Annotated in this window: 17 protein-coding genes; 11 read left to right on the top strand and 6 right to left on the bottom strand. The window is 43.0% G+C overall.

The genetic code is table 11. The features are described 5' to 3' along the window. The first annotated feature begins 6 nt into the window (after window positions 1-6). The 5 genes from AAFF35_RS22805 to AAFF35_RS22785 all read left to right on the top strand — a co-directional run bounded on the left by AAFF35_RS22805 (window position 7) and on the right by AAFF35_RS22785 (window position 5,680). The gene (locus AAFF35_RS22805) at window positions 7-981 is read left to right on the top strand and encodes a chemotaxis protein CheB (protein ID WP_342328859.1); all 975 of its coding nucleotides are present in this window, start codon (window positions 7-9) and stop codon (window positions 979-981) included. Window positions 982-1,078: 97 nt separating this feature from the next. Next, window positions 1,079-1,729, top strand: a complete 651-nt coding sequence (locus tag AAFF35_RS22800) for a response regulator transcription factor (protein ID WP_342328858.1) — start codon at window positions 1,079-1,081, stop codon at window positions 1,727-1,729. Window positions 1,730-1,897: 168 nt separating this feature from the next. After that, window positions 1,898-2,455: an RNA polymerase sigma factor gene (locus AAFF35_RS22795; RefSeq protein ID WP_342328857.1), complete on the top strand. Its 558-nt coding sequence runs from the start codon at window positions 1,898-1,900 to the stop codon at window positions 2,453-2,455. A 148-nt stretch (window positions 2,456-2,603) separates the two neighbouring features. After that, window positions 2,604-4,742, top strand: a complete 2,139-nt coding sequence (locus AAFF35_RS22790) for a carboxy terminal-processing peptidase (protein WP_342328856.1) — start codon at window positions 2,604-2,606, stop codon at window positions 4,740-4,742. 5 nt (window positions 4,743-4,747) lie between these two features. Beyond that, window positions 4,748-5,680, top strand: coding sequence for an MBL fold metallo-hydrolase (locus AAFF35_RS22785; RefSeq protein ID WP_342328855.1), 933 nt, complete (start codon window positions 4,748-4,750; stop codon window positions 5,678-5,680). Window positions 5,681-5,721: 41 nt separating this feature from the next. Here AAFF35_RS22785 and AAFF35_RS22780 read toward each other — a convergent pair whose 3' ends face one another. Next, window positions 5,722-6,534, bottom strand: coding sequence for a DUF6266 family protein (locus AAFF35_RS22780; RefSeq protein WP_342328853.1), 813 nt, complete (start codon window positions 6,532-6,534; stop codon window positions 5,722-5,724). A 640-nt stretch (window positions 6,535-7,174) separates the two neighbouring features. Between AAFF35_RS22780 and AAFF35_RS22775 the strand changes: the two genes are divergently transcribed. Further along, a complete protein-coding gene (locus AAFF35_RS22775) occupies window positions 7,175-8,293 on the top strand; it encodes a glycoside hydrolase family protein (RefSeq protein ID WP_342328852.1) in 1,119 nt (372 codons plus the stop codon). A 229-nt stretch (window positions 8,294-8,522) separates the two neighbouring features. Then, entirely contained in the window at window positions 8,523-8,714 is a 192-nt protein-coding gene (locus AAFF35_RS22770; RefSeq protein ID WP_342328851.1) for a pinensin family lanthipeptide, read from the top strand. Window positions 8,715-8,764: 50 nt separating this feature from the next. Here AAFF35_RS22770 and AAFF35_RS22765 read toward each other — a convergent pair whose 3' ends face one another. From AAFF35_RS22765 to AAFF35_RS22750, 4 genes are read right to left on the bottom strand one after another with little or no spacing between them, the layout of a single operon-like run. After that, window positions 8,765-10,711: a lanthionine synthetase LanC family protein gene (locus AAFF35_RS22765; protein ID WP_342328850.1), complete on the bottom strand. Its 1,947-nt coding sequence runs from the start codon at window positions 10,709-10,711 to the stop codon at window positions 8,765-8,767. A gap of 10 nt (window positions 10,712-10,721) precedes the next feature. Further along, entirely contained in the window at window positions 10,722-11,609 is an 888-nt protein-coding gene (locus tag AAFF35_RS22760; RefSeq protein WP_342328849.1) for a thiopeptide-type bacteriocin biosynthesis protein, read from the bottom strand. A 2-nt stretch (window positions 11,610-11,611) separates the two neighbouring features. Then, entirely contained in the window at window positions 11,612-14,302 is a 2,691-nt protein-coding gene (locus AAFF35_RS22755) for a lantibiotic dehydratase (RefSeq protein WP_342328848.1), read from the bottom strand. 28 nt (window positions 14,303-14,330) lie between these two features. Continuing rightward, window positions 14,331-16,532 carry a peptidase domain-containing ABC transporter gene (locus AAFF35_RS22750; RefSeq protein ID WP_342328846.1) on the bottom strand — a complete coding sequence of 734 codons (2,202 nt, stop codon included), beginning with the start codon at window positions 16,530-16,532 and terminating at the stop codon, window positions 14,331-14,333. A gap of 78 nt (window positions 16,533-16,610) precedes the next feature. Here AAFF35_RS22750 and AAFF35_RS22745 point away from each other — a divergent pair, with 78 nt between their 5' ends. The 4 genes from AAFF35_RS22745 to AAFF35_RS22730 are packed head-to-tail and all read left to right on the top strand — an operon-like array spanning window position 16,611 to window position 22,356. Then, the gene (locus AAFF35_RS22745; protein WP_342328845.1) at window positions 16,611-18,038 is read left to right on the top strand and encodes a DUF3526 domain-containing protein; all 1,428 of its coding nucleotides are present in this window, start codon (window positions 16,611-16,613) and stop codon (window positions 18,036-18,038) included. Window positions 18,039-18,041: 3 nt separating this feature from the next. Then, on the top strand, window positions 18,042-19,466 hold the full coding sequence (locus AAFF35_RS22740; protein WP_342328844.1) for a DUF3526 domain-containing protein: 1,425 nt from the start codon (window positions 18,042-18,044) through the stop codon (window positions 19,464-19,466). 11 nt (window positions 19,467-19,477) lie between these two features. Next, a complete protein-coding gene (locus AAFF35_RS22735) occupies window positions 19,478-21,649 on the top strand; it encodes a TonB-dependent receptor (protein ID WP_342328843.1) in 2,172 nt (723 codons plus the stop codon). An 8-nt stretch (window positions 21,650-21,657) separates the two neighbouring features. After that, window positions 21,658-22,356, top strand: coding sequence for an ABC transporter ATP-binding protein (locus AAFF35_RS22730; RefSeq protein WP_342328842.1), 699 nt, complete (start codon window positions 21,658-21,660; stop codon window positions 22,354-22,356). A 68-nt stretch (window positions 22,357-22,424) separates the two neighbouring features. Here AAFF35_RS22730 and AAFF35_RS22725 read toward each other — a convergent pair whose 3' ends face one another. Next, complete coding sequence (locus AAFF35_RS22725) at window positions 22,425-23,354, bottom strand: DUF6268 family outer membrane beta-barrel protein (RefSeq protein WP_342328841.1); 930 nt, start codon at window positions 23,352-23,354, stop codon at window positions 22,425-22,427. Between the last annotated feature and the right edge of the window lie 18 nt (window positions 23,355-23,372).

Below are 23,372 nucleotides of genomic sequence, written 5' to 3'. Positions count from 1 at the left end.
TGTGTTATGCTTAAAAATGACGTAAGGAACATCATCACCATCGGTGCTTCGGCAGGTGGGATTGCTGCGGTTTCTAAACTCGTAGCTGGTTTTAAAAAGGAATTTGATGCTGCAATATTTGTGGTCATCCATATTTCCAGAAACTCATTAACAGAAATTATTCTAGGGCAAATTCAGAAACAGACTGCAATAAAATGCCTTATTCCCGCAGATGGGGAAGAAATTCAGAACAGTAGGATTTATCTGGCCCCGGCAGACCACCATATGATGCTGGAAAAAGGAAAAGTCAGTATAAAAAGAGGCGCCTTTGATAACCACTGGAGACCGTCGATAGATGTACTTTTTCGTTCTGCAGCGGCGGCTTATGATTCCTGTGTGACTGGAATTATATTGACGGGTTTACTGGACGATGGGACTTCAGGTATGTCTGCTATCAGAAGAAGTGGAGGTAAATGTATGGTGCAGGACCCAAAAGAGGCCGACTTCCCGGACATGCCGCAAAGTGTATTGAAAAATATGACTGTTGATTATAAGGTTTCTATTCATGAAATGGGGTATATCCTTTCCGATTTATTCTCCAGATCAATCTGCAACATTGGGGAGGTTCCTGAAGACATCCAAATCGAAGCAGAGATTAGCCTGAGAATGAGCAGCAATGTGGAGGGCCTGAAGAAACTAGGGCATCCAACCTGGCTAACCTGTCCCGAATGTGGCGGGGTCCTTGTGAAAGTTGAACGTGACGAGATCTCCCGGTACCGATGCTATACCGGACATTCCTTTACGGAGAAAATATTGGAAACAGAGCAGGCAAAAGGACTGGAAGAATCCATCTGGATTGCCATTCGGATGATGGAAGAACGCAAAAATCTGTTGACAAACATGACCGTACTCCATGAAGAAACCAGAGCAGAAAGAACAGCACAAATGAGCATTCATATTGACCGTTTGAAAGGGATATTGATTGATTTATCAAAAAAATAGATAAAACATCAAATAAAATGATGAATATTAAAAACTTATACATCAACTCTCTCGTTTATCTATTCAAACATACAATTGGCAATTTAAATTAGCTGGAATGTTACACGTGTTATTAGCAGAAGATCACAACATTGTTCGTAATGGGATCAGGATGTTGTTAGAAACAGACAAGGATATCAATATTGCTGCCGAGGCGGTGAACGGCGTCGAGGTGCTGGAGTACGTCGCCAGCGGACGACAGGTAGATGTGATTCTGGCTGATATTAACATGCCTGGTATGGATGGGATTATGCTGTTAAAAGAGATGAAACTGCTTAAACCGGAAACCTATGTCATGATGCTGTCTATGCATGATAACGAAAAATATGTGACCCAGGCTTTTATGGAAGGGGCCTCAGGATACCTGCTTAAAAGTGTAAGTGCGGATGAATTGATCTTTTCTTTAAAACATGTTGGCACAGGTGGAAAATATTTGTGCTCAGAACTCGCCATCCGCATGCTGGACAAGCTTTTGCACAATGGGTATCATTTCATTTCGGATACTAAATCAGCCATAGAATTCTCCCTTCGGGAAATCGAAGTGCTGCACCTCATTGCAGAAGGACTGACGAATAATGAGATGTCCGAACAGCTGTTTATCAGCAAAAGGACGGTCGAAGGACACCGTCAAAGCCTGATTGAAAAAACAGGGGCACGCAATACTGCTGCACTGATACGTTATGCCGTCCTTAACGGTGTGATTCAATAATTCCGCTTTAAAGACAATCTGACAGCCCTTGCCGGATCGTTTTTTGAATAAATACGGAGTCGGGAAAATTATTACGTGTTTAGTTGTGGATATATACTGATATTTAGCTGGTTACGGCTTGGAGGCATAAGGTTTGATGTTTTATCATCGCATTAAACTGACTCCCTTATGAACACACCCTTCACAGATTTTAACTTCGAGTTATGTCGTTACAAAGAAAATTTATGGTCATTTGCGATGTCCTATACCCACAATGTAGAAGATGCTGATGACCTTGTTCAGGATACTTTTCTGAAAGCCCTCCGCTACGCCAAAAACTTTAAGAAAGGAACAAACCTGAAGGCCTGGCTTTTCATGATCTTAAAAAATACTTTTCTCAATAGTTATCGAAAAAGGAAGCTGATTAAAAAGATCCTGGATGATCAGACAGATATTTCTTTCCATTCAGGAATAAAGACAACGCAGAACCTGGGATTGGGGAAGTGCATTATGGATGATATTCATGAAGCATTGAAAAATTTACAGCCCCAGTATTATGATCCCTTTGTCCGTTATTTTGAAGGCTATAAATACCATGAAATTGCCAAAGAACTGAACATCCCCATTGGAACGGTGAAAACCAGGATTCACATCGCAAGAGGAAACCTGAAAAGCAATTTAAAAATGTACCAGGAACAATTCTCGCAACCCGGGAACCTCTCTAAAATTATTGATACAAGAGATTAGCGGGAATATCGGGATCGTCTTTTTTAGTATATTAGGAGATAAATTAAGAATAAATCCCTTGTTCCGGGTATTCGCATAGAATTTGAAAGATATAATGATACGTATTGAGATCAGTAAAATAGAGTTGAATTTTAAATTATTTAAGAAAATGTTAGGAAGGTTATCATTTGTGTTTTTCACAACGGCTGTGCTCGCTTGTCAGGCTGCTGTACCAAAAACACAACCTGTTGTGGATGGAGTAAAGAATATCAAACCAGATATACAGCAACAATTCGTTATCAAAGAAGTCGTGGCACTGATTGAAAATTACAATTATAAAAAGATAAAGGTAAATGACTCGATATCTTCCATAATTTTAGATCAGTACATTAAGACCTTAGATCAGGGGAAAAATTACTTCCTGAGCTCAGATATCAAAGATTTTGAAAAATACAGGTATCAGCTGGACGATGATTTTAAAAATGGAGATTTAACGGTTCCTTTTTACATCTATAACCTATACGCCAAAAGACTGAACGAACGTCTTGATTATGCCGTTACTCAGCTGAAAACAGAAATGAATTTCGGTCAGAATGACACCTATGTGTACGACCGTTCCAAGCTGGCCTGGCCTGTTTCGGCAGTGGAATTGAATGATACCTGGAGGAAGAGGGTCAAATATGAACTCATTAATTTAAACCTCGCAGGTTCCGCACCGGCTAAAAGTATCGAAACCGTTAGCAAGAACTACCTGGATTTAAAATCTCAGGTGGCAAAAGTGAACAATCAGGATGTCTTTCAAATGCTGATGGACGCTGTGACGGCTTCATTAGACCCGCATACAAATTATTTTAACGCCTCCAATGCGAAAGCGTTTAATGAGGAAATGTCGCGCTCAATTGTAGGCATTGGAGCCATATTAATGATCGAGAATGAAGTCCCTAAAATTGTAAGTATCGTTCCCGGAGGCCCTGCAGCAAAAGGAAAGAAACTAAGTCCCGGCGACCGGATCGTGGCAGTAGCTCAGGGAGACGGAGCCTTTGAGAGCATTGTAGGATGGAGGTTAGATGTCAGTATTTCTAAAATTAAAGGGGCTAAAGGAACAAAAGTTCGCCTCAAAGTCATTCCTGATGGAAGAGAGTTGTCTTCTGAACCGGTCATCGTGGAATTGCTTCGTGATAAAGTAATTCAGCAGGCGCAGTCTGCGCAGAAAAGCGTGAAGACTGTCCGCAATAATGGCAAAGACTATAAAGTAGGCGTGATCTATGTTCCTGCGTTTTATCTTGATTTTGAAGCGGCAAGAGCGGGAGATAAGAATTTTAAAAGTACGACCCGCGACGTGAAATTACTGATCGATACCTTAAAAAATCAGGACAAGGTAGACGGGATTGTGATGGATTTACGCGGAAATGGGGGCGGAGCTTTACTGGAGGCCGTTTCTTTAGCTGGTTTATTTATTGATAAAGGACCCATCGTTCAAGTGAAGAATTTAAGCGGTAAAACCAGGGTGGAAACCTTAAGTGGGAATGAACTTTCCTGGACCGGGCCACTGGGTGTAATCGTAGACCGTTCCAGTGCTTCCTCTTCAGAAATTTTCACAGGAGTGATCCAGGATTATGACCGTGGTATTGTCATGGGAAGTCAGACTTATGGTAAAGGAACTGTTCAGTCTGTGATTGACTTAAACAGGCTGGTAAACCCTGAAGTGCTGAAAAAGATGGCGACTTTAATCCATATGGGCGATTCCAGTCAGAAAAAAGAGATCAGCCCTGCAGCGATAAATTTAGGGCAGATCAACCTGACCATGGATAAATATTACCGGATTACCGGAAGCAGTACACAGCTGAAAGGGGTGAACCCGGATGTGATGTTTCCTTCCCGTTACCAGACCGATAAAATCGGAGAAAGCAGTCAGCCTTCTGCTTTATCCTGGGATGTGATCAATAGTGCCGGATTTCAGCCATTGAGCAACCTTTCTGCCATCAAGGCAGAGCTGATCAAAAGAAGCGAAAAACGCATGGCGGAATCTTTATATTTCAAGTATTTCAAGCAAAACCTCGCAGATGCTAAAAAGCGAAACAATGAAAGGTCTGTAACCCTGAATGAAGCTAAGCTAAAAAAAGAGCGTGATGAACAAGAGGCAGAAAGCTTTACCAGAAGAAATGAATTAAGGGTTTTCAGAGGTCTTCCGGTCTTGAAAAAAGGAGATAAAGCAACCAAAGATGATGCTTTTGATTTTATTGAAGATGAATCTGTTAAAGTAATGGCCGACTTCATGGGGCTTGCTGCTGCAAATAAAAAAGCGTAGCCAGGATGAAAGTATTAAGTACCGTCCTTTTGTTGGCCCTGATTAGCTTTTTTAAAGCAGAAGGACAACAAAAGGCGCCTTCGTTGGTCGTATTGGGGAATGTTCAGGATGGAGGATCTCCTCATATAGGTTGTATCAAGGCCTGCTGCAAAGAGTTATTTAAAAATCCGGATAAAACCAGAATGGTGGCTTCCCTGGGGCTGATTGACCCGGAGTATAAATTGAACTGGCTGTTTGATCCGACACCGGATTTTCCTGCGCAAACAAAACTCCTGAAGAACTTTTCCTTATTTAGTAGTAAAGAGGTTCCCGATGGTATTTTCATTACCCATGCGCATATTGGTCATTATACAGGCTTAATGTACCTGGGCAGGGAAGCGCTTAATGCTAAAAGTGTTCCGGTTTATGCCATGCCGAAAATGAAGCAATTCCTGGAAAGCAGCGGGCCATGGAGCCAGTTGGTTAGCCTGAACAATATTCAGATCAAAGCTATCGAAGAAGGGAAGGAAAATATCCTTTCTCCCAATGTAAAGGTGAAGGCATTTAAGGTGCCGCATCGGGATGAATATTCTGAAACCGTTGGATACCTGATTGAAGGACCTCATAAAAAAGCATTGTTTATTCCGGATATCGACAAATGGTCCAAATGGGAGAAAAGTATCGTTGAGGAAATAAAGAAAGTAGATTATGCGCTGATTGATGCGACTTTTTATGATGCAAAGGAAATCAACAACAGACCCATTTCAGAAATTCCGCATCCTTTTGTGGTGGAAAGCATGAAGCTGTTTGAATCGCTTCCTAAATCCGAGAAAAGTAAAATCTATTTCATTCACCTTAACCATACCAATCCCCTGCTGGACCCAAAAAGTCCGCAAACAAAAAGGGTACTTAACAATGGCTTTCACATCGCCAGGTTTAAACAGGTTCTGGAGCTCTAGTTTTTAGCCCTGAAAACCCGCTAAAAGCCTGCCTTTTGCAATTACGAAGGAGGGATGTAAGCATTGGTTCGTTTTGCAGCCTCTAAATCCGGAGAAACAGTAGATTGCTGACAAATAACGGGTTCATTGCTTTGATTTTCCTGCTGTTTATCCTTATGCTGAACCTCAGCGGTTTTAACCTCTTCTTCGGATTTTATTTCCGTAGAAACCAGGGGAGTCGCATTCAAAGAGCCCACATGTACACTATTGGAGATCTCTCTGCCATCCTGTTTAGCAAAAGAGATATAGGCTTCCATACGTTTATTTATATGTTGTGAACTAATAGTAATTACATCTTTTCCCTCCACTCTTTTTGCCCCGATTAACTGGCAACAGCTCTCTTGTAAATCAGGGAAATAAATCACCAGCATGGCACGGTCAGTATCGTATTGGCTCACCGGGAGGTCCGATTTCTTCCAGGTAAAGGTGATTTTTTCCTCCAGTTGGCTGACGGTTGGATGAACAGCCCCAGGAAGTGTTCCCATGCTCATTAATACTTTGGTATAGTCCAGGCAGATGTTTGGATATTCGCCCTGAACTGCATTCTTTTTATTGTAAGAAACCGCTTCATTATATTCGTTTCTGTCTGTTCCCGCAACGGCAAGGCGAAATCCTACCCGAATTGCACTCAGCGAAGGCTTCAATATTTCATTGACCACTTTCATCTTTTCACAGTTTGCCTTTCTTGCCGGGGTAAGCGGTTTATTACTTTTGCCAATCATTCTGATGACATGTTTACCTTTTAAGGTATAACCTACCAGGTTGCCGACTCTGCCATGGAATCCGCCAAATAACCCATTTCTTAATGTTCCCATCTTCTTTTGTGTTTTTAATTAATTATTTAATTGTTTTTCAACAATTTACGAAATATTTTTCATATCGTGTTAATATGTGTTATCATAAAACAAACTGTAGGTTGATTTCGGAAACATCGTTAAAAGGTCCGGGAAACCAATCACAGACCTATCAACCACCTATTAATATCCAAATGCCGATTAATAAAAATTAACCGCATATGAAAAGCATTTCAAGTACATTTTGACAAGAAGAATTTGTTCAGTTGCAGCTACAGGTAGTTCTTACTATCAGTTTTTCGGGGAATCAATGACTGGCCTTAAGGTTTTTTCTTAACCTGGTTTATAGGTCAGATTCCTTTATTTCTCTCAATTTGGTATTTGACGACCATGTATCGTATTTAACAATCATCCTTGTTCACGGAGCATGGGCTGATGGATCACATTGGGGCCATGTTATTCCTGCCTTAACCAAACATTCATCTGGATGCCAGTCATGCTTCATTGGCTTCCCATCCTAAAGAGGTGACCGCATTGATATCAGAGGCCGCAGCTGCTGTGGACTAAATAAATAGCCAATAGCTGATACTTCCGGTTTAATAGGACAATAAATGCCGTATTAAACCGGGAGTATTTTTATTTTAGGTGGAAATAAGACAGCATGGCAAATTTTACAAGAAGAACTTTCCTCAAATGTGCAGCGGTCGGCACCGCAGGTTTTTTACTGCCTGAGCATACCGCATTTGGCCAGGATCCAATGGAGCTTTCCTTGCCTGAAAGGATGCTTCCTGCTCCCGTTAAGGGCGGTTTTTCCATGGATGATTATTGGGTTTGGGACCCTTCGGTGGTAAAGGGAGAAGACGGACTTTACCACATGTTTGCTTCACGCTGGTCCAGGGACTTTGGCTTTGGGAACTGGGTAACCAACTCCGAGATTGTGCGTGCCGTATCAAGAACTCCCGCAGGTCCCTATACCTTTGAGGAGGTTGTCTTACCGGCAAGAGGAAATGCGTTCTTTGATGGATGTGCGACCCACAATGCCCGAATCGTAAAGAGCGGGAAGTACTACGTGCTTTATTACTTCGGAAGCCATTATAAAGATTCTATCCCAAAGCCTGCTGAAGACGTTTGGGACACTGGACTTGCTCAAAAATCCTGGATGAATAAAAGAATAGGGATGGCTTGGTCTACTTCCGTTTATGGCCCCTGGACCAGAAGCGAAAAACCAATTCTGGAGCCCCGGGCTGGTCATTGGGATGCTTCGATTACCTCCAATCCATCACCGATTGTATTGCCGGATGGAAGTGTTTACCTGATGTACAAATCATCGGAAAAAGATCATCATCCGCCTTTATTACTTGGCGCTGCCAAAGCAGCTTCCTTTCGTGGTCCTTATGAAAGACTATCCGATCAACCTTTATTCCAATTTCATAGCAAGGGAAAAATGGACAATGATGTGGAAGATCCTTTTGTATGGTGGGCTAAAGATCATTATGAACTGATCATGAAAGACAGGTTCGGGCACATTTGCGGAGAGGAGGGTGGAGGGATCCATGCTTTATCTAAAGATGGCATACACTGGGACCTGGCCAAACCTTTGAAGGCTTATTCCAGAACAGTTTTGTGGGACAACGGAACCACTACAAAACAAGGTAATTTTGAACGGCCTTTTTTGCTTTTTGAAGATGGAAAGCCAACACACTTATTTGCTGCAACTGGAACGGGAGATCAACCTTATCAACTGGACCGGTCATGGAATATGGTGATCCCATTGAAATAAATAATATATGTCATGATGTTTATATATCAATATATCTTAATGTATTGATGTGTGGTTTGAGCTTTCAGTGCATTGCTTTCTCCTGCGCTGAACCGGGATAAAAAGTTGAAAAAAAATAGTTAAATAAGTTTTGCAACTTTGTTGCAAATAGCTAACTTAGTCCTGTTGCAACCGGGGACAAGCCAAAAACCCGATACCACAGTAGGCATCATTCTTAAAATTATTACATATGAACAATTCAATGGATAAAATCAAGTTAAATCTTGAAGACCTTCAATTAGAGAGCTTTGTAACCAGTATTGATAGTGAAGTTGCCAGTCGCCTATCGGGCGGTTTGGGTAACGTTTCAGAACCAACGCATACTGAACCTACAGATGACCACCATGCTGATCCGGTTAAATGTACTACCGTGATCTGCTAGTTCAATAACAACATAAAACAAGGGAGGTCAGTTTTTCTGACTTCCCTTAATTATCCTTTAACACTTATGATTCCATTCCTGATCAGTGACCTGATTTGCAGGAGGAGCCTTTGTTTTAAGGCCTCATGTTCCATCGTCCAACCGTCCTGTTGCAGAAAATCATCCAGAATAAAATCAATCAGTTTTCTTCCGCTGGTCACTGTTTTATACAGATGGCTGAGAATTAATGCCGGCAGCCGACCAATGTAAATGGTTTGTAGTCCAGATTCCTCTGAGATAAATAATGCCGCGTGATCACTTTGTTTTAACGCCATAATTTCCCTGAGTCTGGAAGCGATGGGGTAGAACCTGACATGATCAGCTAATGCGACCTGTAAATCCAGCAGGGCCTCATCAGTGCGGAACAGCAATTGCGCGTTTTGATGTCTAATGAATTCATTTTTCTTTGCATAGCATAAATAGCCCTTGTGTATTTTCCAGCAGCTGGCCCTCGCTTTTTCAAGCTTGAAGACCTCCATCATCTCCCAGCCTTTGGAAGCGGGGAACAGGTTGATTTTCTGATTTACCTTTTCTTCAAATTCCCGGAGATCTTCTGCCTGAAGCTGTTCGGAAAAACCGGGTTCAGAGAGATTTAACAATTGAATTGTTTTTGGATAATGCAGTAAAAAAATCCCCTGCTGTATGGCCGTTTTATCTGGGCCTACAATAGCAGACAAGCCCTCATTGGGTATTGGTAAAGCTGGATAAGCTACATTATTCATCTCTGGATTTAACAGCTGCAGAAGCATATAACCTATTCCTGCTTTCCCTGATAGCAGGCCGAAATCAAATGAACTGGCAGAAATATAAGTATTGTAACTGCCTTCCGCATTATATTGATGGTTTGCCCGTTCAGCGATAGTCCACAGCATTTCGCTGAGGTCTTTTCTGCTCAGCTCCTGAAACTTTACAAGAAAAGGGATCATGCCCGAATAACCGCTGCATAGACTGAAATCTGTTCTGTCCATCTTTTTCAGATCTGAAAGACACCTGTTCATCGCCGTCTTACATTGCGCAAAGTAAACCGGATTTTTGCTGACTTTCCAGGCATACAGTCTGGATAATCCGATTCCGGCAGCACCATGTGCCCAGGAATTTACATTTCTCATTTCCGGTAAAAACAGGTTCAGATCCCATTTATAAGCATCAGGTAGGCTTAATCTGTAACTCCCCAACCGCAGGTCCAGCCAGTTATCCGATTCCTGGTGAAAATACTGCATTTCATATTGTAAGGCCTGCTCTGCAAGATAGATCAGTCCTTCGTTCTTAAAATAATTTCCCACCTGCATCAGGGAGTAGGCAATTCCGGAGGCCCCATGGGAAAAACCTGCCAGGCTATCGAATGCAGATTTCGACCTGTTGTAATCCCATTTTAGTCCTGTTTCAGAAATTCTTGCTTCCTGTACCAATCTATTCACGATCTGTTGAATCATCGCTAGAATTGCGGCTGATTTGAGGTGATGATAAAGTAAGGTAAAGACAAACAGGCTTCCAGAGTATCCACTTAATAAGTCGGCTTTTGCGGTATGCTCGATGATGTTTTTTCGATTGCTGAGGCTCAGATCCAGGGCCGCATCCAGGTATTCTTTCTTTTTGTTCAGCTCATATAGCCGGATGCAGGTATAGATGACACCCGTCAGACCAGTATAAAAACCAAAGGACCGGGGGTGGCGTAATTCCTCGGATTTCAGGATTTTACGCATGATGTCTTCCGCAATTTGTAAATCTTCTTTTCTGCCGGAGTATTCAAAAAGAGCCATAAAATACAAGGCCATTCCACTGCTGCCATTAAAAATATCTACCGTTGTTTTAAAGGAAAGCTGACCAGTACTTTCGTAATAAGGACCCGGCCAATATAGCCCGGTATCATCTCTGATTACCGCAGACAGCAACTCCTTGTTGATGCGCTGAAGTTGTTCGTTTATTTTTGCAGTTTGTATTGGCGAAAGTAAAGACATATCATAGAGATTAAGATTGGGCAATAAAATCCAGCGACTGGCGCAGGCAATAGGCGCCATAAGCCTCTTCGTAATTGGAGATCCCCAACCGGTTATTGTTCATGTGCATCATACTCGTGACGATCTCTGTCAGCTTTGTCTCCTCAAATCCTGCAGATAAGTAATTTTTCATAATTGAGGTGTTTTCCTGTAGATAACAGCTGATTTTATCACTTGCAATGTCCTTGATCATGGCTTCCCAAAAAGTTTTTGAAGCTTCCATGACCTGCATTTTCGCAGACGAAAAGGACGATTCGAATTGTTTGAGCCAAAGCGCGCTTTCCTGAACAGGATCTTCATTGGGATCGTATAATCTCGGAAGCCAGCCATGGATAAAGACGTCACAAACCTGAAGTAAGCGGGAGAATTCCCATCCGGTTGCATACAATAAAACCAGGTGCATACTTAGGGCTTGCAGCAATACAGAAGCCCCGGTTTTTCTGGAACTGATCCAATCTAAAACGAATGCAGAAGAGCTGAAAAAATGTGCCTCTGCCCAGGGCATGCTTTGCCGGTTTCCATAGCGTTTTATTTCGGGTTCATAGCTGGCATAGACGACTTTATGGTCGGAAGGAACAGTTGCTGCAAGATCCTGGCGGAGCATTACATCCGGATACCGAACAAAAAACTCAGCTGCTCTTTGCTTTATTTCTGCAGCCAGTGCTTCTTGCTTTTTAGGATGGATCTTCATTCTCAACCTGATGTGACTCCCATTTTCCCAGTATCGGATAAAGAAGTAAGTTCCCGCTGATGCTTCTTTGAAAAAGTCATGAATAAAAGGCTGAACGAGCTGATTTAGCATGAGATCCAGATCGCCAGGGTAAAACAGGTATACCGCAAACCATTTCGTTTTTTCCATATTTAATATTTGTACCATTGGAGCAGGTACTCTTTTATAGGTTCAGATTGATTTTCGGAAGGGAGTTCAGGGAGCATTTCCTCCAGTACCACATAATCTCCGGCCCTGGCCATTAAGCGCTTAAATAGTTCGATCAGCAGCGGTTGCTCAAAAGAAATAAACTGGGGTTTGTAATCGTCGTTCAGCCCTTCTTTTTTCGCGTTCTTTTGAACCGAAGGTTTGATGAAAAAAGACCGCTTTCTTAAAAATAAGAAGATGTTGGTCGGAAGTCCATGTCCGGAGCGCCAGTCGTTGATCCGGATAAAATAGTCGTAATCTGATTCCGATGGCTGCTGGGCCGGTATCGAATCCGTTTTGATGCGCCAGGTTTTTCTTCGGATGATTACCGTTTTTTCATAAGTGATTCTCGGAAGAGAGAGAATTTCATCAACTTGTTCTTCTTCAGCTTTCAGGTAATGGGCATCTACCAGGCCAATAAATGGCGGCAGAAAGAGCTTTTCTTCTTCATTAAAATGGGCCATCAGCTGGTATAAATTGGAGCGGTTATAAAATGATTCAAGGCATAGATCATACGTATAAACCTGTTTTTCTCCATAGCTAAGTTTTAGGAAATCTGTTTTTTCATCAAAGCTGATCAGCAAATCATCAATTTGTATTTGCTGATGTTCGGGATAGCTCTTGTTTCCTCCGGGCAAAGCAAGTTCATGATCAAGCAACGGGGGATGGACATTGGCATTGAAACTGGAAGCATCATTGATTTCTGTTTTGAGTATTTCCGGATGCAGCTTTGAGTTGTAACGTAGAAAATCAGCACTGACATCGGGAGAGAATAAAGGCAAAAACCGGCCGCTTACTTTACCCATGCCCGGAAGAACAGCATTGATGACCCCGGAGATGGCTTCCGGACCTTCCTGATGATCAGATTTTTTTCCAGGATAAAACTGGACAAACAAGGCCCTGGAATATTGATGACCAACAGGACTGGCATTTGAGAAGGGTTCGAAAAACTGATGATCCAGATGGATGAAATCTGGTTTATCCGCGGTCAGCGCTGCTAGTTTCCTGCTTACCGCTTTTTCCCAATCGCCCGGATTTAGGGAAGTTGATGTTGCCGGATTTTCTTTCTCTGGCTTTTTTACGTGCAGATAATAAGCATGGTAAAAGTCGGCAACTTTTACCAGTTCATTTTCGGGATAGTGTTTCCGGAAAAAAAGCGTCATTTTCCGACGTTCATTTTTTAACAGATCAAGTGGGCTGAGGTGGTTCAGCAACTGGTCTGCTTTTTCTGCGAATGCTTTGATCAGCGCTTCATTTAAAAACTCGGGTTCGGCTGTATAACAATCTTCATAAAATAGCTGTCTGCCTGAAAAATGATGGGGTTTAAAGTTTATAGTTTCAAATGCGCTAAGGGGACTGGATTCTGAAACAGGATCAATTGCATTTGAGGGTGCTGTTAATCCGGCCGAAGTCTGTAATGCTTTTAAAACCTTGGCGACCTGATGTTCCGCAGCTTCTAGAGTCGCGCTTCTCGTTGCAGTATCTCCTTTTGAATAAATGGATTTGTGTTCCTGTAACTGTTCAAACAATCCGGTCAGCTGCTGGATGTCGGCATCCTGAGGGTCCATGTTCTGAAAGAATGCCAATAATTCTTCATCCCATTTGGGGTTGATGCCTGAGGTTTCCATTCCCAGTTCCAATAATCCCGCAGCAATGAGTTTAAACAGATAGGTTTTTATCGTGTCTAGGCTGGTATTTTCCAGAACCTCCGATACCTTCTCCAGGAGTTGAGCTAAGTTGAGCACTTGCTTTTCATGCTGGAGATCATGAAATATTAACAATTGTAATCCTGTTGCAGGCAATTGCTGGAAGGATTCTATGTTGTTAAAGTTGATCAGGAAATGGATCTTTTCTGCTTTAATGGTTGCGGTCTTGTTGAGCTTGACCTTCATGAATTCATTGATCCGGGGATGATGGATCAGTACTGATTTTAAATATTCAAACAAGCCGTTGTTGAGCCTGATCTTATGATCAATGGCTTTGGGAGATGACTCGGAGACCACTTGTTGTTGTTCAGACAGCCGCATGATCCCGGTATAAGTAAACGTGCTGAAAGGAGAAGTCTTAAAGCACATTCTGGTCAGGTAACGAAGCAAGCTAAAGCTGATCCTATGTTCTTTCTGGCGAAACGCTTCCGGTGCTCTCTTTTGGTATCCGGGGAGTTGTTCCAGTAAAACAGGGCTGGATAAGAGTAAGCCATTTTGCAAGGAAGAATCTAAGGCCAGTTCTTGAAGTTTTCTATGTTGTCCAATCAGCTGATGCTGAAAGTTTGTCCGGTTTGCCTCATGGAAATTAACGATAGATTGCTCAAGAAAGAGATAGCTTTTCAGCGCTAAAGCCAGTTCGAGAGGGAATACGTCCGCGGATGGTTCCAGCTTTTGAAGGGCTATTTTTTTATCATTGTAAATCTGTCTCTTCAGGTTGATTAACAGTTGTCTGTGTTCATCATCGGTTTGTGCGGTAATTAAGTCGTACAACTGATCGCAGATCAATAGCTTCAGCCTTGCTTTTTCAGAAACGATCTGTTGATGTTTTTGCAAGATCTCTGTCGCCCCCCTGAACTTAAAACCATCAAAAGTCCGGTAATCCATGCCAGCATATCTTACTAAGGAATGTGGGAATATTTCAATACTCATTTACGCTCTGGTTTTATCTTAAATTGGATTATTTACTTAATTCAAGTTGATTTTTGATCAGGTGGTAATAGCTTCCTTTCCCTTGGATCAACTCCTGGTGTGTCCCTTTTTCGACGAGTTCGCCCTGATTCAGCACGACAATCTGATCGGCATTTTTTACAGTACTCAGCCGGTGTGCGACGATCAGCACTGTTTTGCCTTTAAAGAACTCATTCAGGTTATTGACGATAGACAATTCATTGTGTGCATCCAGCGCATTGGTGGCCTCGTCCAGAAAAACATAAGCAGGATTTCTATAAATCAACCTGGCAATCAGGAGCCGCTGTTTCTGTCCTTCACTTAATCCATATCCGTCTTTTCCTACCACGGTCTGATAACCAAAGGGCATGGCGCTAAAAAAATCATGCATATTGGCCATTTTTGCGACTTCATAAAGCCTTTTTTCATTTTTCACAAAAGCCCCAGCGTATATATTATTGGCAATGGTGTCCATAAAAATATATCCGTCCTGCATCACTACACCACAGGCTGCTCTCCAGGCCTTGGCATGAAGTTGAGCTATGGGTCTGTTTCCGATACTAATGGAGCCTTTACTCACTTCATAGAATTTCAATAAGAGCTTAATGAGGGTTGTTTTGCCACTTCCACTCATGCCTACGATGGCGGTCACCTTTCCGGCAGGGATCAATAAGTCCAGGTTTTTTAAGACAAATGGGGCTTGTGGGTTTCCGTATTGAAAACTGACTTGTTTTAGCAGGATGTCTTCCGGTTCGGAAGGAAGGGGTTGTGCTTTGAGCCCAAAATCCTCCGGGATTTCCTGATGAACTTCTGCCATGCGTTGCAAGCTGAATTTTGTATTCTGGGAGACCCTGGCAAATTCCACCAATTGTGTGATCGGAGTATTGAGCTGTCCGCAGATATAGGTGATGGCGAGCATGCCACCCAAAGTCACCTGATCGTTGATCACAAGCATGGCGGCGGCATAAGTAATCAAGACGTTTTTGACCTCATTGATGAAAAAGCCGATGCCCTGCATCAGCTGATCCAGCTGTAAGGCTTCGAGTTTTAAATCATAAGAGCGGTCTTGCAGCCCTTCCCATAATTGTTGTTTTTCCTTTTCACTTCCGGTAAGTTTGATTTCCTGCATCGCATAAAAAATCTCCAGTAAAAGCTGTTGATTCGCTGAGAGTACTTTGAATTTCTTTTGGTCGATGACCTTTCTTTTCTGCTTAAATGAATTCGACCAAAGCACGCTTAGGCTCGCACCAGCGAGGAAGATTAAAAAGATCTGCCAGTTATAATAACACAATACCCCGCCAAGCACAACAAGTGTGATCAGAGAGAGGATAAAACTGATCAGCGAATTCGTTAAAAATTCTTCTACACGCTGGTTGTCATTTACCCTTTGCATGTTATCACCCGCCTGCCGGTTGTCGAAAAAGGAGAAAGGCAATTGCATCAGCTTTGCCAGAAATTCTTTTAACAGGGTGATGCTCGTTCTTGCTCCCAACCTGAACAGGAGGCGTGCCCGGAGGAAATCCATCAGCATTCGTCCGGAAAACAACATCAGCTGGCCGATACAAATCAGGAAAAGGAGGTTGGTGTTTTTTCCGTTGATCCCCTTGTCGACAATCAATTGCGTCAGTAGAGGGATGATTAAAGAGAAAACGCTGGCAAGAATCAAGCTCAGGCCAATAGGAATTAAGCTTTTACGATGTAATTTGAGGTAGGGGAGCAGGGACCATAAGGAAGCCGATTGCGCGGCTATACTTTGCTGCTCCTGAAAGCGCGGGGTGGTTTCCAGCAGCAAGGCCCTGCCCAGATCACTTCCCTCTTCTATTTGCCAGGAATGGAGAAAATCTTTGGTTTTGACCTTCAGTCTGCCAGTCATTGCCGGGTCGGATAACCAGGCGTATTTATCGGTCATGCGGTATAAAACGACATAATGTTCTTTTTCCCAGTGCAGGATGCAGGGGAGGGGGACTTTGTTCCGCAACTGGAGATAGGGTAGCTCTGCGGCGAGTGTCTTAAATCCCAATGATTTCGAAGCGGCGATCATATTGGCCATGGTGGTTCCCTGTTTTCCGATACTGCATAATTTCCGGAAATGTGCCAGCGGAAAGGTTTTTCCATAATACTCCGTAACGATTTTCAGGCAGACTGGCCCGCAGTCCATTGCATCTGGTTGTTTGTAAAAAGGAAACCTGCTGAAAGAGAAAATAGGAGACATATATAATATCATCTTAAATACAACAATGTTGCAAATATGATAATTATAATGCAACTTTGATGCAATTAATTTATGTAAATGTCTCTGAACTTATCCACTCCATTGCGCAGTTTAGTCTGGAAAGAATTCCGGTTGGCTTACCGTGACCGCATCATGAGCACCTTGGCGGTGATCATCTATACCTTGTTTGCAGTCAGTAGTTTACTGACGGTTTTTCAGTATCAGCAAGACCAGCAAAGCAGGGAGCAGTCCAATGTGAAATTTAGGGATCAGTTTAAGGCCCAACACACCAATCCGCATGATGCGGCTCATTTTGGTACTTATCTTTTTAAACCCTTAAATCTGATCAGCGCATTTGACCCTGGCTTAAATGATTATTTCGGGACTACCTATCGGGTAGAAGCACATGTACAGCATGAGGTTGATTATAGCAATGCAGAAAGCAATGATGCCCTGATGCGCTTCGGTTCCTTTACGCTGGCACTGATCATGCAATTGCTCATTCCCTTATTGCTGTTTTTTATCAGCTCCTCCTCACTGACTTTTGAAAGGGAATCGGGGACGTTTAAAATGTTAATGGCCCAGGGGATAAAACCAACACAATTGGTCTGGGGGAAGGTTTTTGCGAATTACCTTTTTGTGGTGCTGTTGGTGTTACCCGTATTTATACTGTCATCGCTTTTCTTATGGTTTACTCCTTCCGGTACCTTGCTGTTAGGCCGGTTCCTGGTCATTATCGCCGGATATTTACTCTTTTATCTACTCGTGACTTTAGCCGGGGTCCTGGTTTCTGTCTGTAGTAAACGCTCGGGAACGGCCGTCATGATTGTTTTAAACCTATGGCTTTTTAGCGGGGTCTTATTGCCAAAAATAGCCACGGGTCTTGCAGATCAACGTTACCCCTTAATGTCCAGGGCAGCCTTTAAGGACCATATTAAGGTCGGGTTTCTAAAAGGAATTAATGGAGATCCGCCTTACCAGGAAAGAGCTGAAATTTACCTGAAAGCACTGCTTAAAAAATATAAGGTTGATAGCGCCAGTCAGTTACCGGTAAATGCCGACGGCTTAATTCTTCAGTACAATGAAGACTACCAGAATAAAGTGTTTGATCATTACTATGCCGAGCTGGAACAAACTTTTAACCAGCAGCAGTCTTTCTTGAATAATGCAGGGTTACTGAACCCTTTTATCAGTCTGAAACGGCTCTCAATGGCCATGTCAGGAACAGATTTTTATCATCATCAGGATTTCTTTAGGCAGGCAAAGAAATACCGGAACGCATTGATCCGGGACTTAAACCTGGAACTGGCCAATCATCCGCAGAAAGATCAGAAAGCCTATATTGCTGCTCCGGAATTCTTCCGGCAGCTGAAGGATTTTCAGTATGATTTTCCCTCTTTATCCAGGATCGCCGGGATGCAAAAAACCGGAATAATATCGATCTGTTGCTGGGCATTGCTGCTCTCCCTGTCTCTACACTTTGTTTCGAAATCTTCATTGTTTTAGGATATGCCCTTACTTAAATTAATTTTCAGCTTTGAATGGCGACAATTTCTTCGTCAGCCTTCACAACTCCTGATCCTTATATTTTTCCTGCTGATCGGTTTTTATAGCCTGAGTGTCGGACATCGGTTTGTCGGACAACAGCTTTCGGGGCTGGATACATTAGTGAAAAACCAACAGGCTCATTCCAAGGAATTGCTGGAGCGTTTTGATGCAGATACCAGTACGGTTAAAGGAAAGACGCTGGCTGCACAGGCAGGACTGCCGCAGGTGATCGAATACCGGGCATCGCCAGTGGCGAGCAATCCTCCCCAGGGATTGGCCCTGATGGCCATCGGTCAAAGGGACATTCTTCCTTATTTTGACATCATTAACAGCAAACGGGACATCCTGACGCCTCCCAACGCGGAGATTGCCAATCCGGAGAAACTGGCTTCCGGTAATTTTGATTTTTCTTTCGTACTGATCTATTTATTTCCGCTGCTGATCATCATGCTTTGTTATGATCTTTATGCTAAAGAAAAGGAGCAGCAGACAGACCGTTTGTTAAATGTGCAAAGCGGAAATCTAAACCAGATCCTGCTTCATAAGCTGTTGTTCCGCCTGGTATTGGTCTGCACGCTTGGATGGATCTTGAGCATCGCTGGTCTTTTGATGCATCTTGCAGGTACTTTTTTATCGGCTGCAGATGTGTTGCTCTGGTTTTTTGTATTGACCGTTTACCTCGTATTCTGGTTTTCTGTTTGCTGGCTGGTTGTGGTCCTCCGCAAATCTTCCCGCATCAATTCCCTAACACTTCTTGGTGTCTGGTTGCTGCTGACCTTAATTCTGCCTGCACTCATGAATAAGCTCGCTGCATTGAAATATCCGATGCCTTTACGGACGGAACTGGTATCCCATCAAAGGGAAACGATGCTGGAGACATGGGAAATGCCGATCAAAGAATTGCTGGTTCATTTTTACCGGAACAACCCAGGGTATCTTCCTTTACAACAAGTCTTTGATACCGCCCAATATGGAAATAAGCGGTTTGTGGCCTATTACGATTTGCTGGGCAGGAGGATGAATGAGAATGTTGAAAAATACCATGCTGCAGCCGCGAAACACAATTCCTGGCTAAGTAAAACGGCCTGGATCAATCCGGTAGCTCAGATGCAAAGCCTGATCAATGGAACTGCCCGGACGGATTTAAATGATTACCTGTTTTATCAGCAACAGGCCGGCGATTTCCAAAACCGATGGGTAAAGCTGATGAACAGCTACCTGCTGGCTGATAAAAAACTAAGCCGGAAAGAGGTGATGAACCTCCCTGTTTTTCAGCCGGAACAGGATCAAACCAGAACGGCCCGAATCTTCATCAACAGCATATCCATTTTGCTGGCCATAGCCTTGATTTTATGGATCGCCCGAAAAAAAAGTATACTCAAATAACCCATACATAAATGAAAAAAATAATTTACTTAACCCTCCTTTATTTGATCTACCAGCCCCTTAGTTATGGGCAAAAGACAGATACCGTATCCCGTAAAATTAATAAATTAAAGGAAGTCAATGTGCTGAAACAAAGGGTGGTCAAACTTTCTGCAGATACCCTGACCAATACCATGAAACTACAAACCCCTTTATTGCAGACACCCCAGAACATCATCAGGGTTTCTTCAGCTTTGCTGCAGCAGCAAGGCGGCTTTGAACTCAGGGATGTGGCCAGGAATGCGAGTGGTGTTTATTTCGGATACAACAGTACGCCTTTTGACAATTCCGCTACGGCTCAAATCCGGGGATTCGCCGCGTTTACTACACTCAATGGCATGTCACGTCGTTTCAGCTATGGGGCATCGATAGATGACGAAGCGATCATAGAAAGCATAGAGATTGTAAAAGGTCCTGCAGGATTTTTAAATTCTTTTGGTGAACCGGGTGGAACGATTAACATTGCGACCAAAACACCAGGGCAAAAACTATTGAATGTAGTGGTCAATGGCGGCAGTTTTAACCTCTTCCGGACCTCCGTAGATATTGGTTCCCAGGTTCAGAAAAAAGGTTTTTCTTATCGCTTCAATGCCGCATATCAACATAAGGATACCTATCTGAACGACCTGCGTACAGAGAAATATGTGTTCGCACCCGTATTGCAGTATAATTTCAGTCCGAATACTTATGTATTGGCAGAATATGATTTTATACGCGGGGTAAGTGAAAACGGATCGGCGATTGTTAAGGTACGCAGTGAGGTCGATATGCTCAAAGGACCAATCCGTTTGAATTACAGTGCTGGCAGGGGACTGCCCATCAGCTATACCGAAAATCAAACTGGCAGAATTTACGCCATTCATAAGTTCAATGACAACTGGCAGCTGACTTCACAATCTTCTTATTTGTTAGCCCCTTATACGAGTTGGAACATGACTTCAAAAGGAAGCATGGTAAACTTTGGACCTGATGGGCTGACGAAGAGAAGGGCAAGTTTTAACCGGGGAGCGGGAAAAACGTTTTCCAGCCAGTTGTTTGCGAATGGTAAAATCAAGACCGGTCCGATCAGTCATCAGTTGTTGTTTGGCGCCGATTATACCAATAGCAGGGATTCCCTGGTCCTGAACAATGGAAAGATCGAGTTTCCTTATGCGCAGTCGAATCCGGTAAATACCCTGGATCCCGGTCAGGTTCGTCAGACGACACGTCTTACCAGGATCAACAACAATACTTTTTTAAAATCCGCCTTTATCTACGACAATATTGAATTGCATAAAAAGCTATTGTTAACGCTTGGTGCGCGGTATACCTGGTATACCAATGAAAAGATGACCACCAATGCTAAAGGGGTGGTTAAAACGAATAATTACAAACAGAAGGCACTTTCTCCACGCGCTACGCTGACTTACCTGATCGATAGTGCAACCACTGCTTTCTTTTTATTTGATCAGTCTTTTTTTCCTCAGAGCGGTCAGAGGGCAATTGTTAATGCGGCAAACGAACTCATCGGATCAGATCCCGTTGATCCTCAACATGGACGGAGTTTGGAGCTGGGGCTGAAAAGGACCTGGTTCAGCTCTAAATTGTATACGACTTTAACCGGTTTTCATACCGTTAAGAATAATGTTTTGGTTTCAGATCAGGCGCATCCCGGTTTTTCCCAGCAATTGGGCGAGGTGACGAGTGATGGAATAGAATTGGATATCATCGGAAACATCACCGATCAGCTTTCATTAGTGACCAATTATACCTTTGTAAAAGCGACGGTTACTAAAGACGATGATGCTACACGTGTAGGTAAACAGTTGGGACAGACCCCGCAGCAGATCCTCAATACCTGGGTACAATACAAGTTCCCTTTAAAGAATAGGGCAAGCCTGAACCTGAGTGTGGGACAAACGACGATGCTCAAACGAAGTACTTCAGAAAAAGGAGAGTTCATTCCGGATTTTACCAAATTTGATGCAGGCATCAGTTATGTACAAGACAAGTATTTCTTCCGCTTGATCGCGGATAACCTGACTGGGAAGCGGTATATGTCGTCGGGTGACATCATTTCCAGCTATCCTTATGAAGGGCGTAATTTCTATTATATTGATGGAGATCCTTTTAACGTGAAATTCTCTGTAGGTATCAAATTTTAAGCCATCCTATGATGTTACAAGCAATAGAACTGACCAAAAAATACGGGGACCAAACTGCCCTTGACCGCTTGAACCTGAGTGTGGAACCTGGCGAAGTGTTCTGTTTGTTGGGACAAAACGGCGCTGGGAAAACCACCACCATCAATTTGTTTTTGGGATTTACCGGAGCAAGTTCCGGGCAAGCATTGGTCAATGGGGTACTGGTTTCACCGAACCAGGCAGACACCAAACGGTTTCTGGCCTATATTCCTGAAGTGGTGATGTTATATGCCAACCTGACGAGTCTGGAAAACCTGGATTTCTTTAGCAGGATTGCCGGATTTAAATATAAAAGAGTGGAACTTGAACAGTATTTGCTTCAGGCAGGTTTACAGCCCGAGGCTTTTCATAAACGGGTAGGGAATTACAGCAAAGGGATGCGGCAGAAGGTGGGCATTGCCATTGCTGTCGCAAAAAATGCAGCGGTGATTCTGATGGATGAGCCAACGAGCGGATTGGACCCCAAGGCCACCCATGAATTCAGCGAAATTGTGAAACAGCTTTCAGCTGCGGGGAAAACGATATTTATGGCCACCCATGATATCTTTAACGCGGTAAATGTAGGAACGAGGATTGGAATTATGCGTCAGGCTGCCTTGGTTCATACGTTAAATGCAAAAGACATTTCTGCGGGAGATTTGCAGAAATTGTACCTGGAAACGATTTAAATAAATGAAATTCGGCTGCCGACAATTGACAGAGGGTGATCAGGAGTGATGATGCACCCTCTGTTTTATTATTTTGACTTTAACCGGTAGCTGATCCCTGCATTGACGTATATATTGCCATTTAATTTATTTGTCGGCACGTCTTTAAACATGTTCTTAATGCCGCCTTCTTTAAGTTGAAAATCCCTGATAAACATGTATCCGCCTCCCAGGGTAAAATCAAAACGTTTGCTTTTCCATTTTCCTTCCAATCCAAGCGGAAGTTCCAGGTAATTGAGGTAACGTTTTTTAGGATTCGCCTTATTTTCTACGTCGTAGCTCAGGTTCCTGAACCTTAATGCCAGTTTCAATTCCATCTTTTTACTCATCTCATAAGCGGTGCTGACTTCGGTTGGCAGGTCTATATTGAATTTAAATTTACCATCTGTTCTCAGCTGAAAGACAACTGCCGGTAACACGAGTGGCGCGTTGGTGGCATTGGCTACAAAAACGCCAAAACCAAAGGAAAATCTGGAACTCTGGTTTTTAATAAATAGTAAACCTCCGCTAAGGAACAGATCATGAATGTCGAATTTCCGGAGGTCTGTGTTTAGGCCGAGCTGGATGACCTTTACCATTCCCCATTTCTTGCCTATGGAATGGTAGTTAACGAGCGCAAATTGTGTGCTGAGTAAACGATTGGGCATCAGGTCATGTGCATTCGAGGGTTTGCCCATCTGGGTATAACTTGCATCGATCATTGCGGTCCAGCTGTCTATTTTTCGGGTGCTGGTATCTACCTTGCTGGAGATCATGAAACTGTAGCCGAGGTCGATTCGCTTCTGGGTTTTTTCGGTGTTTTGTAAGGTCCCGTCTTTTTGTCTGTACTTGCTTTCGGGAACGTAGGTGGTATTGATATCAATGGTATTTACTGGTGTTAATTGGGCAAATACACCTGCTCCGGATAAAATGAGCAGCAGGATGAGGATGCTCTTCAATAGGGGATTTTTTTTCAACATGTCTTAGTTGTTTTCTGA

Origin of the sequence: Pedobacter sp. FW305-3-2-15-E-R2A2 (genome assembly GCF_038446955.1) — a bacterium.
Taxonomy (GTDB): Bacteria; Bacteroidota; Bacteroidia; order Sphingobacteriales; family Sphingobacteriaceae; genus Pedobacter.
This window is presented reverse-complemented; position numbering and strand designations above follow the sequence as displayed.